At 47.9% G+C, this 455-nt stretch carries 1 pseudogene; it reads right to left on the bottom strand.

From position 1 onward, the window contains the following. Positions 1-455, bottom strand: a pseudogene (locus tag AB204_RS22945) (phage tail protein); the annotation flags it as partial.

Here is a 455-nt window from a genome sequence, read left to right on the forward strand (position 1 = left end):
ACCAACATCAGCAGCAATCAGCTGGATATCGGCTGAAAGTTCTTTGTCATTGACTTTGCGGGTTAATGGCACTTTGCTTTCGGCCAGATCCCTGACGTCCTTGATATTGGCATCACTTTCCACTTTGCTGTAGGCACCAACATCAGCGGCAGTGAGTTGGATATCGGCTGAAAGTTCTTTGTCATTAACTTTGCGGGTCAATGGCACTTTGCTTTCGGCCAGATCTCTGACATCTTTGATTCGCGTATCGGTTTCTGCTGTGCTGTAGGCATCGACATCGGCCGCAGTCAGTTGGATATCGGTTGAAAGTTCTTTGTCATTAACTTTGCGGGTTGATGGCACTTTACTGTCAGCCAGATCCCTGACATCCTTGGTATGGGCGTCGCTTTCTGCTTTGCTGTAGGCACCAACATCAGCAGCAATCAGCTGGATATCGGCTGAAAGTTCTTTGTCAT

Origin of the sequence: Xenorhabdus khoisanae, from assembly GCF_001037465.1 — a bacterium.
GTDB classification, from domain to species: domain Bacteria; phylum Pseudomonadota; class Gammaproteobacteria; order Enterobacterales; family Enterobacteriaceae; genus Xenorhabdus; species Xenorhabdus khoisanae.